10 protein-coding genes are annotated in these 15,446 nt (G+C 51.5%); all 10 read right to left on the reverse strand.

What is annotated here, in order from left to right:
- Window positions 1–19 precede the first annotated feature (19 nt).
- On the reverse strand, window positions 20–481 hold the full coding sequence (locus tag WBJ53_RS06770) for a DoxX family protein (protein ID WP_338875311.1): 462 nt from the start codon (window positions 479–481) through the stop codon (window positions 20–22).
- 133 nt (window positions 482–614) lie between these two features.
- A complete protein-coding gene (locus WBJ53_RS06775) occupies window positions 615–1,745 on the reverse strand; it encodes an efflux RND transporter periplasmic adaptor subunit (protein WP_338875312.1) in 1,131 nt (376 codons plus the stop codon).
- 16 nt (window positions 1,746–1,761) lie between these two features.
- Window positions 1,762–5,025 carry an efflux RND transporter permease subunit gene (locus WBJ53_RS06780; RefSeq protein WP_338875313.1) on the reverse strand — a complete coding sequence of 1,088 codons (3,264 nt, stop codon included), beginning with the start codon at window positions 5,023–5,025 and terminating at the stop codon, window positions 1,762–1,764.
- A gap of 10 nt (window positions 5,026–5,035) precedes the next feature.
- The gene (locus WBJ53_RS06785) at window positions 5,036–6,478 is read right to left on the reverse strand and encodes a TolC family protein (RefSeq protein ID WP_338875314.1); all 1,443 of its coding nucleotides are present in this window, start codon (window positions 6,476–6,478) and stop codon (window positions 5,036–5,038) included.
- Between the two features lie 225 nt (window positions 6,479–6,703).
- Complete coding sequence (locus WBJ53_RS06790) at window positions 6,704–8,593, reverse strand: alpha/beta hydrolase-fold protein (RefSeq protein WP_338877163.1); 1,890 nt, start codon at window positions 8,591–8,593, stop codon at window positions 6,704–6,706.
- A gap of 189 nt (window positions 8,594–8,782) precedes the next feature.
- Window positions 8,783–9,898 carry an alpha/beta hydrolase-fold protein gene (locus tag WBJ53_RS06795; protein ID WP_338875315.1) on the reverse strand — a complete coding sequence of 372 codons (1,116 nt, stop codon included), beginning with the start codon at window positions 9,896–9,898 and terminating at the stop codon, window positions 8,783–8,785.
- 112 nt (window positions 9,899–10,010) lie between these two features.
- On the reverse strand, window positions 10,011–11,090 hold the full coding sequence (locus WBJ53_RS06800; protein ID WP_338875316.1) for an alpha/beta hydrolase-fold protein: 1,080 nt from the start codon (window positions 11,088–11,090) through the stop codon (window positions 10,011–10,013).
- An 11-nt stretch (window positions 11,091–11,101) separates the two neighbouring features.
- A complete protein-coding gene (locus WBJ53_RS06805; protein WP_338875317.1) occupies window positions 11,102–12,265 on the reverse strand; it encodes an alpha/beta hydrolase-fold protein in 1,164 nt (387 codons plus the stop codon).
- 137 nt (window positions 12,266–12,402) lie between these two features.
- On the reverse strand, window positions 12,403–14,364 hold the full coding sequence (locus tag WBJ53_RS06810) for an alpha-L-fucosidase (protein WP_338877164.1): 1,962 nt from the start codon (window positions 14,362–14,364) through the stop codon (window positions 12,403–12,405).
- Between the two features lie 198 nt (window positions 14,365–14,562).
- Entirely contained in the window at window positions 14,563–15,438 is an 876-nt protein-coding gene (locus WBJ53_RS06815; protein WP_338875318.1) for an alpha/beta hydrolase, read from the reverse strand.
- Window positions 15,439–15,446: the final 8 nt, after the last annotated feature.

The following is a 15,446-nucleotide window of genomic DNA, read 5'->3' on the forward strand; positions in this document are numbered from 1 at the left end:
GAACTGGCGAATCGGTTTGTCAGATGATGGATTGAAGCGGGTTGTTGCTCGAAAAGCTGGGTTGCATGGTTACCGTTTCAGCATTCAGCTTTTTATGATAGAAGATATACGAAGCAAAACCCAGCGCCACAAAGAGAAAAATAGGCGCCCATTCGCCGACAGTTTTACCGCTATTCGCGACGGAATATGTAGCCCCCAGCAGGTCGAACATAAGGCCAGCATAGGCCCATTCTTTAAGTCGCGGAAACCCCGGAACCAGAATGGCCACCGACCCCAATAGTTTGGCCCAGCCCAGAAAGGGAATGATATAGGCCGGATACCCCATTTCCCGAAATCCCTGTACCGACATCGGTACGACCATAATGTTGGGAATGGCCGAACCAATCATAACGAAAGCAAATAAACCGGTTAAGATCCAGTACGTGATTTTAGTCTTTTTCGGGGCTGTCGTTTTGCCGTTCTGAGCGCTGATTTGTGTCATGGTGTATTTGTTGTTTTGGTTAACTAACAAGACAAATGTACCACTCAAAACCAACGTTAATAGGGGGTGAAACCGGCAAAATTCGGGTGCTTTACGACATTGAATGAATTTTTTCAATTCAACAATTCAATCATTATTTCACCAGTTGCGTTTTAATTTCGGCCCGGTCGGCAAGGTCTTCGCTGGCTGTTTTCAGGATAATATCTCCTGGTTTTAAATCACCAAAAATCTGTGTTTGCCCAACAGAGGCATCGCCCTTTTCTACGACCGTTCGAACAGCTTTTCCATCTACAACTTTCAGAACGAATGCGCCATCCATCGTGCTGATGATTGCCGTTTTAGGTACGTAAATACTACCTTCGCCCGACGCATTAACGGGGAGCCGAACCGAGGCAAACATACCGGGTTTCAGTTTGCCTCCCTTGTTCTGGAAATCAATTTCAATGAGCTCCGATCGGGTTTCCGGGCGTACACTGTTCGAGATCCGGTTGATGTGCCCCGTGAAGGTTTGGTGCGGAAAACTGCGGACAGAAAACTGAACCGGATTGCCCTGCCGAATATCGCCCAGATAAGCTTCGGGAACCGCAATGCGTAGCCGCAGCCGGTCGAGTTGTTTAATTTTCAGCATGGGTACGTTGTTTTGCCCTCCCGGTCCCACAAAAGCACCCGGCGACAGCCGACGGTCGGTGATGACACCCGTAAATGGAGCGGTTATTTTCAGGTAACTGACCAACTGCTGAACCGAGCTATAATGCGCATTGGCCGCCACAACGGCCAGGCTGTCGGATATGGCTTTGGTGCGGGAGGTTTCCAGATCGACGGGCGAAATGGCGCCGAGCGTGCGGCTGGTACGTAATACGCGCAGAAAGGTTCCTTTACTGGCTCCAAAAACGGCTTCGGCAGCTTTTACTTTCGAATAGGCTTCCGTCAGGTTCGCCGTCAGTTCCGGGGCTTCCAGTTCGGCCAAAACCTGCCCTTTGCGCACCTGATCGCCAATGTCGACGTAGAGTGCTTTGACATAACTGCTGACGCGCGGATAGATGTCTGTTTCGTAATAGCTTTCGAGTTCGCCGGGTAAATTCAACTCGGAGGTTGGGCGGGAGGCCGTAAGCCGGATGGCTTCATACTGAATCTCTTCGTCGGGCGGAGTTTCAGTTAGCTGGCTTTTTTCAGTTGAGGAACTGCCACACTGGGTTAGCAGAAACCCCAGCCCAGCCAGCATGGCTATCCGTATTGTTGAGCGAAAATTAGAAGATAAATGCATGATGCTGATCGATTGATTAGTAGGTGAGGGTGGAGGTAGATGATTCGGCAAGAGGAGAGGGCCGTCCATCGTAAACACGGCTATTGGGATCATCGGGATCGAGCGAGGGCGAATCGAAGGATGTTTTCCGTTGAACAGCAGCAAAGACCACCGGTAAAACCAGCAAAGCTGCAATTGTCGAGAAAAATAATCCACCAATCACTGCGCGGCCCAATGGGGCGGTTTGCTCACCCGATTCGCCCAGGCCGCTGGCCATCGGAATCATTCCGGCAATCATCGCCAGCGCCGTCATCAAAATAGGTCGTAAACGGGCAGCTCCCGCCATTCGGGCGGCCGATCGGGCATCGCGATACCGAAGCCGCAGAAATTCGGCATTCGTAACCAGTAAGAGCGCATTCGCTACCGATACACCCACCGACATAATAATACCCATGTACGATTGCAGGTTGAGTGTCTGGCCAGTTATTAAGAGCAGTGTTAGCGAACCGGCCAGTACAGCCGGTATACTGACCAGCACTACACTGGCAACTTTGAACGATTGATAGTTGGCGGCTAGCAGCAGAAAAATCACCACAATGGCCAGCCCTAATCCGAATTGCAAACTGCTGAGCGTTTCTTTGAGCAGTTGAGCCAGACCTCTCAGTTCAACTACAGAGCCTTTTGGTGGCTCGCCAGTTGCGTCAATGGCGGCCTGCACATCGCGCGTAGCCGTGCCCAGATCCTGGTTAACCATGTTGGCTGATACTGTGATGATCCGGCGTGGGCCGATTCGATCATACTGGCCCGGCACTGTCGTTGGGGTAATAGTGGCTACATCGCCAAGCGTGGGTCGGAGTTGCCCTTTTACCAATGGAATCGCCTGTATGTCGGCCACCGACTTCATTTGATCCTGTTCAAGCTGAATTTGCACCTGATAGGCAAACCCTTTCGATTGATCGAGCCATAGGTTTTTGGCCGTAAAGCGACTGGACGCCGTGGCGGCTACCAGCGATTTGGAAATCTCGTCGGTACTCAGACCCAGCTGGGCGGCTCGCTCCCGGTCTACATGAATTGTTACGGTTGGGTAACTAAGTGGCTGATTAATACGCAGGTCGCGCAGGTACGGAATCTCGCGCAGGCGAGTCAGCAACCGATTGGCGTAATGCTGTCCTTCAATAAGGTCTTTACCCCCCACCAGAATCTCGATGGGTGTTTGTGCTCCCTGACTCATAATCTTGTCGGTCAGGTCGATGGGTTCGAATGAAAGCCGCACGTTGGGCATTTTCCGGCGAACCCGCTGGCGAATCTGCTCTTTCAGCGCATCCAGCGATTCTACCTTGTATTCGTCGGAAAGATTGATTTGCAAAACAGCTTCGTGTGGTCCGGCATTGAAGACATAGAGGGCACTCGTGCCGTAACTGGATGGGGTCATGCCAACGAAAGCCGATGAAATGGCCACGTTTTGGGCACCAACAATGTCGTTTATCTGTTTGATTACCCGTTTTGTGAGTTCTTCAGTCCGTTCAATACGCAAACCCTGCGGCCCAACAATACGAAGCTGAAACTGATGTGCATGATTTTGGCGGGGCATCATATCCTGACCAATCTGCATGAATCCAATACCAATCAGAAGGGCACAGATCAGCCCATAAACGCCAATAACCAGCACGCGTCGGCCCATCAGCTTGTCGAGCAATCGTAGATACCCCAGCTTGAATCGCTCAAAACCCGTCACGTTTTCGGGGTGTTTTTCCTCGTAATCTTCCTGTTGAATTTCCTGCTGATTAGTTAGATCGGGCAGCAGGCTCAGGTCGTGAGGATGAGCATGTTCGTGGTTTTTTAGCCACCAGTTGGTAACAACAGGAACAAAAACCTGCGACAACACATAAGACGCCAGAATGGAAAAACCAACCGATAGCGACAAGGGCAGAAACATACCCCGTGGTACGCCATTCATCAGAAAAGCCGGGGCAAACACGGCCAGAATACACAACGTAATGAGCAGGAGAGGAAACGACATTTCCTGGCTGGCATCCAGAATAGCCCGCGATTTGGTTTTACCCATTTCAAGGTGCTGGTGAATATTCTCAATCACTACGGTTGCCTGGTCGACCAGAATCCCGATGGCCAGCGCCAGACCCGACAGGGTCATGATATTGATTGTTTGCCCCGTAAGATTAAGCAGCAGAATTGCCGATAAGATGGAGATTGGGATCGTAAGGATCACAATCAGCGAACTGCGCCAGTCGCCCAGGAAGAGAAGCACCATCAAACCCGTCAGAATGGCTCCCATACCTCCCTCAACGGCCAGGCTATGAACAGCCTGAATGACGTATACCGACTGGTCGAATTCGTACGTAAGCTGCACATCGTCGGGCAGGAGGGCTTTCATTTCGGGTAATTTGGCCTTCAAGGCACTAACGACGCTCATCGTAGAGGCATCGGCACTTTTGGTGACGGGGATATACACCGACCGTTTTCCATTGACCAATGCGTAGCCGACGGGAATATCGGTAGCGTCTTCTACGGTAGCCACATCGCGCAGAAATACCGTGGGGCCAACGCCTTTTCGTAAGGGAATGTTCATGAACTCGCCTACCTTGTCGAGCACTGTATTGCTGGGCGTCATAATGGTATAATCGCCCATTTGAACACTACCCGCTGGCGAAATCTGGTTATTTTTAACCACGGCCTGCACAATTTCGTCGGGCGTTAGTTCGTAGCTGCGCATCCGCTCGGGATCGACCTTCACCACCACTGTTCGTTCGTTACCACCGAATGGGGGCGGGGCCGAAGCTCCCGGAATCTGGGAAAACAACGGACGAATGCGCGTAGAGGCCAGGTCCTGCATCTCGCCCAGCGATGCCCGTCGGCTGCTGAATACGAGCTGACCTACAGGCAGACTCGACGCGTCGAACCGAACTACAGTAGGGGGGACGGTTCCGGGCGGCAGGTAGTTCATAACCCGGCTGACCTGGTTGGCCACTTCGCCCGATACCTGGGCCATGTTGACATCTTCGTAGAAGGTACATTTGACCAGGCAAAGCCCCTGAATGTTTTTTACCTCAACATTCTTGATGCCCGATACATACAGCAACTGGTTTTGATAGCGGGTAGCAATAAACCCTTCCATCTGGGCGGGTGTCATACCGCCATAGGGCTGGGCAATGTAAATAGTAGGAAGATTGAGCCGGGGAAAAATGTCTACCGGAATCTTAAGCAAAGCCAGAACCGCAAACAGGATGATCCCGGCCAGTGCTACAATTACGGTGATAGGTTTGGCTAAGGCTGCTTTAATCATGACAGTTGAGTTAATGAGGAAGTTGTTGGAGGAAAGAATCCAGGTTGCCTGCCGTAGCCGCACGGAGGAGTAAGGCACGCCAGACACTGCTGGTGGTTAGTGCCTGATCGACTTCCGCCCGATTCAATAACGCACTCGTTTGAGTTAGTGCCTGAATATTGTCCAGACCCGATTCATACCGGGCCTGGGCCTGGATGTATGCCTGTTTAGCAGCATTGAGTTGGAGTGGAGCCTGCTGGGCGCGGGCCATTGCCTGCGCCAGTTGCAAAACAGCATTCTGGCTGGCAGCCTGAAGTTCGAGGGCCTGTTGGTCGTAGGCTAGCTGGCTGGCATTAATTCGTTCCCGTTGGGCAGATACCGAATATTTACTACGCCATAAATCGCTGGGCCGCCATACGGTTGTTAATCCCACAATGTAGTTGTAGGCACGCAGTGGTAAACCAGCTCCGAGTGAAGGATCGATCCGGAAGGTGCCGTCTGGCTGGGCGCGTTCACTAATGCCCGAACCGCGCCCCTGAAGCGAACCAAATACCGAAACAGAAGGCAGTGCAGCCGCTTTCAGAAGCGATTCACTGGCTTTCCCCAATTCTATATTCTTCTGAAAAAGCAGTAGCTGAGGATGAACAACTGGATTGTTTCGGGGATGAAGAGGTAACTGTGGAAGCTGATTATAAAAAACCATCGAGTCCAGTTGCATGGTTGGATCGGGTTGTCCAATCAGTTCGGTAAGCCGGAGCACCTGTTGCTGGGCTGCCTGCTGGCTTTCCAGCACCAGTAGCTGAGCGCGGGCTACTTCGGTGTTGGCAACGGCACTGTCGATGCCTGGCCGGAGACCATCGGCCGTACTGGCCCGAATAATTCGTTGCAGTTCCTGCGTTCGCTGAAGATTGGCCGTTTGCAGAGCTACCGCTTTTTGGGCATTGAGGGCAAGTAAGTAGGCGTCGCATACGCGTACCTGATGGGTAAATAGTTCGCCTTCATAATCGGCCTGGGTCTGCTCGATAGCTAGTTTGGCCTGATCGCGACGCATCTGCCGACGACCAAACGTAATGGCTTCCCAATCGACAAGCATCGAAACGCCACTGGTCCAGGTAGCCTGGCTATTGAAGCCATCGGTCCGCACGCCCGAAATGGGAAGTAGCAGCCCCCCATTCGAAACATAAGCTCCGCGAACCTGATTCGAGGTCGCATTCAGCGCCTGTGCCTGAACACCCGCCTGGGGCATCAGCGCTACATTTAACGCCTGTGCATCGATTTCGGCCGCTTTGATAAGAGCTAATTTTCTGCGTAGGCCGGGATACTTTGCTCTGGCCAGTTCCAGCGCTTTAGGGAGCGTTAATTTGTCGATCAGGGTTGGTTCTGTGCCCTTGACCGACTGGGCTAAGCCTGCCTGGGTCCATAAACAGACCAGCGTGATGAAAAGTCCTAATCGTTGATTCCTCTGTCTGTACATGAGCATTGGTTAAGAGAGAAACCAAAGCTATTAAGAGGAGATTAGAGTGAAATTAGAATAAAATTAGAGATTATTAGAATACGATTAAGATGATTGAATTGTTGCTGGTAAATAGCTGATGGTTAGTATGAGTGGGTTGGCGTATACGATAGCGGTTATTTTTCAGTGCTGGCCAAAATCTAGTGGCCAGCACTGAAACGGGTGTACCTACTTTGGTCGTAACGGCTATTTAAACAGCACCTGCGCATACTGGAACAGGTCATGCCGCCAGACCGGCCAGGTATGACCACCCGCATACTCACTGTACTGGTATTTGACGCCCATCTCGTCGAACTTTTTCATCATCACCTGGCAATTCTGATAGGCGATGTCTTCCTTCCCGCCCATCGAAATCCATAGCGGTTTCAGATTCGAGTTGATGGTAGCGGCATTGGCTTTCATAAATTCATACTGCGGGTCAGACAGTTTGGGATTGTTGGCAAACCAGCCCGAACTGAACACACCCAGCGATGAGAACATATTGTTGTTTTTGATACCGGCATACAAGGTCTGCAACCCGCCCATCGACAGGCCCGCAAGTGCCCGACTTTTGGCATCGGTTTCAACCCGGAAATTGCTTTCGACAAAGGGAATAGCGCCAAGTTTCAGTTCGTTTTCAAACGCTTTCAGAACGTTTTCGTTGAAACCCGCCAGACCACCCGCATTGCCTACGTTGCCGTCGAGCATGGCAATAATCATCGGTTTGGCTTTGTTTTCGGCAATCAGGTTATCCAGAATCATATCCGTTTTACCCTGCGTAGCCCAGCCCCGCTGATCTTCGCCACCACCGTGCAGCAGGTAGAGCACGGGGTATTTTTCCGTCGATTTGTCGTAGCCCGGCGGGGTGTACACATACATCTCGCGCCAGGTATTGGTCGCTTTGGAGAGGTATCGTTTTACACGAATGTCGCCGTGCGGTACGTCCTTCATGGCATAAAAAGCACCGTCTTTGTCGGGGATTTCGATGCCGCTGGCCATTCGTCCCATGCCGTAGAAGGTTTCACTGGCCGGATCGGCAAGGGCTACACCGTCGATCAACAGGGAGTAATAATGAAAACCCCGGCTGATGGAATCGGTGGTGACGGTCCAGAAACCGCTGGTATCTTTCACCATGTCGTATTTCTTTCCCAGATCGACCTGCACTTTCTGGGCGTCGGGCGCTTTGACGCGAAACACGACGCGGTTGTCGGGTAAAATCTGGGGGTATTTCGCGTTGCGGGCGTTGGTGGCCGCTGGCGTACCCAGAACGGTATATTTCGACAGCGAAGCAACATCGACCGGCTTGAACAGAAACTGCGAGAACATGTACAGGCCATTTTTCCAGACTTTGAAATCGTGGACACCCGGCTCGACGTAATACACATGCGGTACGCCGTTCTGGTACAGGTAATCGTGGGTACGTTTGCTGAAGGTAATGAGCCCGTCCTGATCTCCGCACGAAATCCACAGCAGTTTCAACTGTTTTTTGGCAAGTTCCGGGTTCGGTACCAGTTCTTCAGGCCGTTTGGTATTGGGCGCCGATGAGAAACCACCTACCCAGGCAAACTTGTCCAGATTGCCCAACCCAAAGTTCAGCGACTGCCCTCCTCCCATCGACAGTCCGGCAATGGCGCGGTGTTCGCGGTCGGTTAGTGTGGAATATTTTTTCTCGATAAACGGAATCAGATCGTTCAGCAAATCTTTCTCGAACGTAGCAAACGCTTCTACTTTGTCTTTGTCGAAGATATTACCGATGGCCCGGTCGTCTTTCATGGCGCGGCCATTGGGCATCACCACAATCATGGGCTGAAGCTTTTTTTCGGCATACAGGTTGTCGAGAATGACCTGTGGCTTTCCGCCATTCAGCCATTCTTTTTCATCCCCACCGATGCCGTGCAAGAGGTACAAGACCGGGTATTTCGTTTTTTTATTGTAACCGGGCGGGGTGTATACCAATGCTTTCCGGGTGGTGCCAACGGTTTTCGAAGCATACTGAACCGAGTCCAGTTTGCCCGTAGCGATGCCCGAACGTAGCTGGTCAAAGCCTTTCGGGGCTTCCTTTTCGATGGTTTGCGAATAGGCCGTTGATCCCATCATCAGAGCGATGAATACATACGACCTTTTTATGAATAAACTGTTCATCATGGTTTAAAGGTTTTTGACAGGATTTACAGGATTACCATGATTTATTCTTGCGCTCATCCCCGATTGTATCGAAGACGAGCGCAGTCCCTTTTATCTGGTAAATCCTGTCAATCCTGTTAATCCTGTCGAAAAAGTAATCGTTTAGTTAAACAGCAAGGGGGCAAGTTCGTGCAGACTCCGACGCCAGGTCAGAAATTCGTGGGCTGTCTTATCCGAAACATAGGAAACCGCATTGTACCCGGCGGCTTTAAGGTCAGTGGCCGATTTGTTAACGCCATCGGGCCGTTCCTTGCTGCCACAGCTAATAAAAACAAGCTTCGGTTTAGCTTTGCCGCTGAGGTCGTCCGGCGCGTACACACCACCGCTGAGCAGGCCGTAATACCCGAAAACATCCGGCTTGTTGAGGGTAATCATTTTGGTTTCCATGCCGCCCATCGACAGGCCCGCCATCGCCCGATTGTCGCGGTTGGCAAGCGTACGAAAATTGGTATCTACGTACGGAATCAGTTCGTCGATCATCACGGTTTGAAACGGGTCGATCTTGAACTCTCTGATCTTGCCAAATTTCACTTCGTTGGTCATGCCGTAGGTCATCACGATGAGGAACGGCTTGATTTTACCGGCCGCAATCAGGTTGTCCATAATCAGGTTCGCATGTCCCTGGTTGCTCCAGGCCGTTTCGTCCTCACCCCAGCCATGTTGCAAGTACAGCACCGGATATTTTTTTGACTTTTCTGTTGAGTAACCCGGTGGCGTATACACAAACGCCCGACGCGATGTACCCGTGCTTTTGGAGGTGAACAGAATCTGCTGCACCATACCGTGCGGTACGTCTTTTAATGCGTAGAATTCCTGATCGTGGGCGGGTATCTCAATGCCGCTTTCCCAACGAACGGAACCGTAATAATTCAACGTACCCGGATCATTAAAAGTCCCTCCATCGATGGTCAGGTGATAGTAATGGAATCCTTCGTCCAGCGGGCCCGCCGTCGTGCCGGTCCAGTAGCCGTCTTCCCCTTTGGTGAGGATGGTACCGCCCCGTCCACCCAGGCCCAGGCTCACCCGGACACTATCGGCCAGGGGTGCCTTAATGCGGAACCGTACATATCCCTGCGAATTTACCTGCGGAAATTCCTGCCCCGGTTGATTTAGCGATGATGGTTTAAAATCTTCCGCAATGGCCGATGCCGTTTGTGAATAACTACTCACGCTGATTAACGTGGCTACCACGAATGCAGCAATTGTTTTGAAAGTCATTTGGGTAAGGGGTTATATTAGAAAAATTTGAATGTGTTGACTTTACCCCCAACCCCCTGAAGGGGGCTTGGCTGACGCCGGAGAAAGCCCCCTTCAGGGGGTTGGGGGTATTCTATTTAAAAAGCTGTGGCAACGTAGTGGCGAGATACAGTTTGCAGTTCATCCAGGTATGCCCACCCGGCACAATCAGCGGTTCGAGCTTAATTTTCTTCTCTTCGAACATGGCGATGTTCTTTTTTACGGGTTCATACAGAAAGTCTTCGGTGCCCACGCTGATGGTGAACAGTTTCAGTTGGTTATTGATCTTGTTGGCATCCGGCGACCAGTTTGTGAAGTTTTTCTGAAACTCTTCGGTAGCCGTATACGGCGCATACGAGCATACATAGGCGAATTTATCGGGGTTGGTCAGTCCAATGTTCAGTGTTTGACCACCACCTACCGAAAAACCCGCTACGGCCCGTCCTTTGCTCTCGGCGATGACCGGATAATTAGCCTCCACAAACGGCACGATGTCATTGACCATGTCTTTAGTAAAGTCGGGCATGGGAGCCGGACGAACATTGCCGTAGGGCATCACAATCAGCATGGGTTTCGCTTTGCCCTGCGCAATCAGGTTATCAGCAATCAGGTTGGCGCGGCCCACTTTCGTCCAGGTTTCCTCGGTGTCGGAGCCGCCGTGAATCAAATACAATACCGGGTATTTGGTTTTGCCATTCGGGTTGAAGCCCGGCGGGGTGTATACCAGAAGCTGACGGGTGGTGCCCAGCGTACCGGACTTGTAATAACGGTAGCTGACTTTACCATGCGGTACGTTCTGTAGAGAGTGTACCAGCGGTTGATCGCCGGGTATGTCGACGATGCTACGTTTAAACCGCTCGTTGGCAAAGATGTAGGTGTTGCTCGGGTCGGCCAGTGATACGCTATCGACCATAAAGCTGTACGGATAAATATCGGGCTTAACCGGCGGCACCGTAACGCTCCAGATGCCTGAGGTGTCTTTGGTCAGGGGCACCGGCGCTTTTAGAAACTCGCCCGACAGCATCACTTTTTTTGCATTTCGGGAAAAATACCGGAACGTAATACTATGATCGGGATGTACATCGGGGGAACTGATGGCCGGTGGCCGTTGCTGAGCCAGCACCGTAACACCCGACAACAGAACGGATTGTAGCAAAAAGAAAATGCGTTTCATGGGTGCAGGAATTAGGGTTGGAAAAGTAGCGGAGTGGTGGCAGCAACGTATTTCTTGACATTCATCCAGGTATGGCCCCCGTCGGTAATCAGGCTTTTGAAATTCACCTGTTTCGCTTTGAGGTAGTCCATAAATTCCACCGTACCCTTATACAGGAAATCATCGCTTCCCACACTGACCCACAGCAATTTAAGCTGCTTGTTGGTCTGTTCGGGTTTAGCCACGATCTGGCTGAAGTTGCCGTCCATTTCCTGGGGCGACAGGTATGAGCTATAGGCACACACCCAGGCAAATTTGTCCATGTTGCTAAAGGCTGTACGTAGCGTTTGTCCACCCCCGCGCGAGAAACCGCCAATGGCCCGGTTCTCCCGATTGGCAATGGCCCGGTAATTTTTCTCGACATACGGAATGACGTTGCTCACCAGATCCGTCGCAAAATCGTTGGCCCGTTTCACCGCATCGGCCCCATCCCGAACGGTTGGGTCGGCGGGTTTGGACCCTCCTTTCTGTTCGGCCACCCGCGCGGCTATGTTGCCGTAGGGCATGACAATGATCATGGGCTTAACCTTGCCTTCCGCCAGCAGATTGTCCAGAATCAGATTGGTTTTGCCGACTTTAAAGAAGGTTTCTTCGGTATCGGTCGTGCCGCTGATGAGGTAATAAACCGGGTATTTTTGTTTTGGATTCCTGTCGTAACCCGGTGGCGTATACACAACCAGAGAGCCCGTTGTCCCTTCCACCGACGGGTAATATTCGTAGTTGATGGAACCGTGCGGTACGTCCTTCATTGAGTGCACCAGTGGTGTGTCGCCGGGAACATCGACCAGGCTGGCTTTGAATCGCTCGTTCGGGAAAAATGCTACGTTAGCAGGGTCCATCACCGTTACGCCATCCACCCGAAAGCTGTAGGGGTAAATATCGGGTTTGACCGGGCCTACCGTTACGCTCCAGATACCCTGCGCATCTTTACTCATCGGCACAGGTCCTTTTTCGAACTGCGCGCTTAGTTGCACGTCTTTGGCCTGCGGAGCCAGATACCGGAACGTAACAGACTTATCGGCGTTCACCTGGGGCGATACCACCAGTGGGCCTCGGGGAGGCTGAGCCAGCGCCCCACCATATAGGCAGAACAGGACCCATACGAGCCACAATCGACTGATTACTTGTTGATTCATAGGTGATTAAGGTTTAGGAATTACTCGGTTAGTTGTTGACAGGATTTCAAGGTTTTTCTGACAGGATTTACAGGATGAACAAGATTCCTAATGAACAATAAATCCTGTTCATCCTGTAAATCCTGTCAGAAAAACCTTTATTTGGTAATGACATCAACTTCGGCATAGCCTGGAGCCGAACCCTCCTGTGTATTTTTCAAAGCGCGGAGTTTAATGTATCGGGCTTTGACAGGTTCAAAGGGTTTGGTTTGCCAGAACGGACTGTTTTTAATGTTTGAGAACTCGCCTTCACTCACCCGCTTCCAGTTCGTGTTATCGTCGGATACGTCAAATTGATAATGGGTGATGATGCTTCCCTCCTCCCACCAGTTCTGGGCAGGCAAATACCGGAAACCGACCAGATTTTCGTCTTTCCCCAAGTCTATGACCAGGTCGGCGGGCAGCATTTGACTTTTGGGTTGGTGCCACGACGTATTGGGATTTCCATCCAGCACCTGATTGGCCGACTTGGCATCCGTATTCACAATTTTCCAGTTGCTGTGGGCGATGTCGAATTTTTCGTCGCTGACGATGCTGCCTTGCTTCGTAAATGGATTGTAAGCTATCGCCTTTATTTCGGCTTTACCCGCGCTGGTTTTTATGGGAGCCGTGTATTTGTTCGACTGTGCCGTTGGCGTACTTCCGTCGAGGGTGTAATAGACTTCCGATTCAGTATCACCGGATTTGATGTGAATGTCGCCCGCCTGATCGCGAATGAAGCTGGGGGGCGTCAGAATCAGGGGTGCCTTATAGACTTCAAGGTTTGAAATCAACGGGCAACCTTTGGCGTCCAGAATGTTCAGGCGCAGTTGGGTGGCTTCGACGGTCGGAAACCGCAGAATACGTTTATAGCCAATGGTCGTTTCTTTGGCAATTTCTTTCCAGGTGCCATCGACCAGAGCCTCTACCGTAAACGATTTAACCCGTTGACCCAACCGAATGGGCTCCTGCACCAGAAACCGGTTGAACGCGGTGGGTTTTGCAAACTGTAGGGTCAGCGATCCACTACGAGCAACATCGTCTGTCGCCCAATAACTTTCCTTATCATCATCAATGGCCTTACTGGCATCATAAGCTGCACTTTTTCCGCGTATTGGCGAGGCTGTGGCACGGGCATTTTTGGCCAGATTTACAGCAAACGCTTCTTTCGTCGCTTTGGCAAAAGCCTGAACAGTTTTTTCGTCTTTTTCGTGAATCAGGCCATTGGGCATGATTGGAAAGTTGAGCAGCAACGTAGCGTTTCGACCAATGGAATTGTAATAAATATCCATTAGCTGGGGCAGGGTCTTTACTTTTCGGTCTTCCCGCTCGTGGTAAAACCACTCCGGCCGAATAGAGGTGTTTACTTCGCCCGGCACCCAGGTATCACCATTCTCCACGCCATACCGCAGCATTTTTTCCGGCACATCACCGGTCGCATTTAACAAACTCCAGTTGGTTTCGCCTACATAGCCCGCTTCGGTACCTACCCAGCGCAGATCGGCCCGGTCGCCCCCGTCGTTCCAGATAACGATGTTGGGCTGGAGCTTCCGCACGAGTTTGTAGGTAGTCGGCCAGTCGTAATACGTCTTCGCGTCGATTTTGCGGGTTTCGTTAGCTCCACCGTAATAGCCTGACCCACCATTAGCGCCATCGAACCAGATCTCGAAAACGTCACCGTAGTTGGTCAGCAGCTCCGTCAACTGGTTGCGGAAGTAGGTGATATATTCCGGCTTGCCGTAGTCGGGATGGTTGCGGTCCCAGGGCGACAGATAGACCCCGAACTTCAGCCCATATTCTTTGCAGGCATCGGCCATTTCCCGCACAACATCGGCTTTCCCATTCCGCCAGGGCACATTTTTTACGGAGTATTCGGTGTATTTCGAGGGCCAGAGGCAGAATCCGCTGTGGTGTTTGGCCGTAAAAATGATGCCTTTCATCCCGGCCTCTTTACAAATACGGGCCCATTGCCGACAATCCAGTTTGGTCGGGTTAAACAGTTTGGGGTCTTCGTTGCCAAGCCCCCAGGCCATATCCGTATAGGTGTTGATCGAAAAATGGATGAACGCGTAGTATTCCATCTTTTGCCAGCGCAACTGGTTCTCGCTCGGAAGCGGGCCAACGGGTTTTGGCGGGACAGGTTGCGAAAATCCGATTGTGTGAAAAACCAGACTTAGGGCCAGCCACAGGCTAAAACGTTGTTGCCTCATTTTACTAATTTGTTTAAGATGATCTGCTTTTACGCATAGCGATGACGCTCCTTCTGTGCAGTCGGCAGACTATTCTTTGATCCAGTTATTCTGTTTCATCCAGGCAAACAGGGGCTCCATCCAGCCGGGATGCCGGAAAATAAACCCGTGATCGCCCTTGGGGTAAATGTGCATTTCGACCGGTACGTTCTGGTGCCGGAGTTTTTCGAAATAGACGATGCTGTTGTCTACATCGACCAGTTTGTCGTCGGCCGCGTGGGTCAGGTACGTGGGTGGCGTATTGGCCCGAACCTGCAACTCATTGGAGAAAAGCTCGACATCCTGCCGCGACGGATTTTTACCCAGCAGGTTGTCGTGCGAGCCCCCGTGCGTCAGGCTATCCTGCATACTAATGACCGGATAGACCAGAATCTGAAAATCGGGGCGCAGGCTGGTGTTCTGGCTATTTTCGATATATGGTTTTTCGAAATGCGTAGCCACTGTAGATGCCAGATGTCCACCCGCCGAAAAACCAATGACCCCAACTTTGCCAGCATCGATTCCCCATCTGGCAGCACTTTCGCGAACCAGTTTTATAGCTTGCTGAGCATCCTGCAACGGACCAATTTTCTTATCAGGCATGATGGCATCGCTGGGCAATCGGTATTTCAGGATGAATGCCGCCACTCCTTTTTCGGCAAAGGCTTTGGCAATATTTATGCCTTCTCCCTGATACACCACAACCCCATAGCCCCCGCCTGGAATGATGACGACAGCCGTACCAGACGCTTTATCAGCTGCAGGTTTGTAATACTCCAGCGTAGGCTTGGTAATGCCCTTCAAAACGCCCGTTGCCGCCCCCGACTCCTGTACCTCTGACGCTTTTGAATTAGGTATCTCGGCAGTGTACAACGAAATGATTTCCTGAGCGGTTGTGCGTTGCGGAGCAAATCCTAACAGGCTCATAGCTATAG

Source organism: Spirosoma sp. SC4-14, from assembly GCF_037201965.1.
Taxonomy (GTDB): Bacteria; Bacteroidota; Bacteroidia; order Cytophagales; family Spirosomataceae; genus Spirosoma.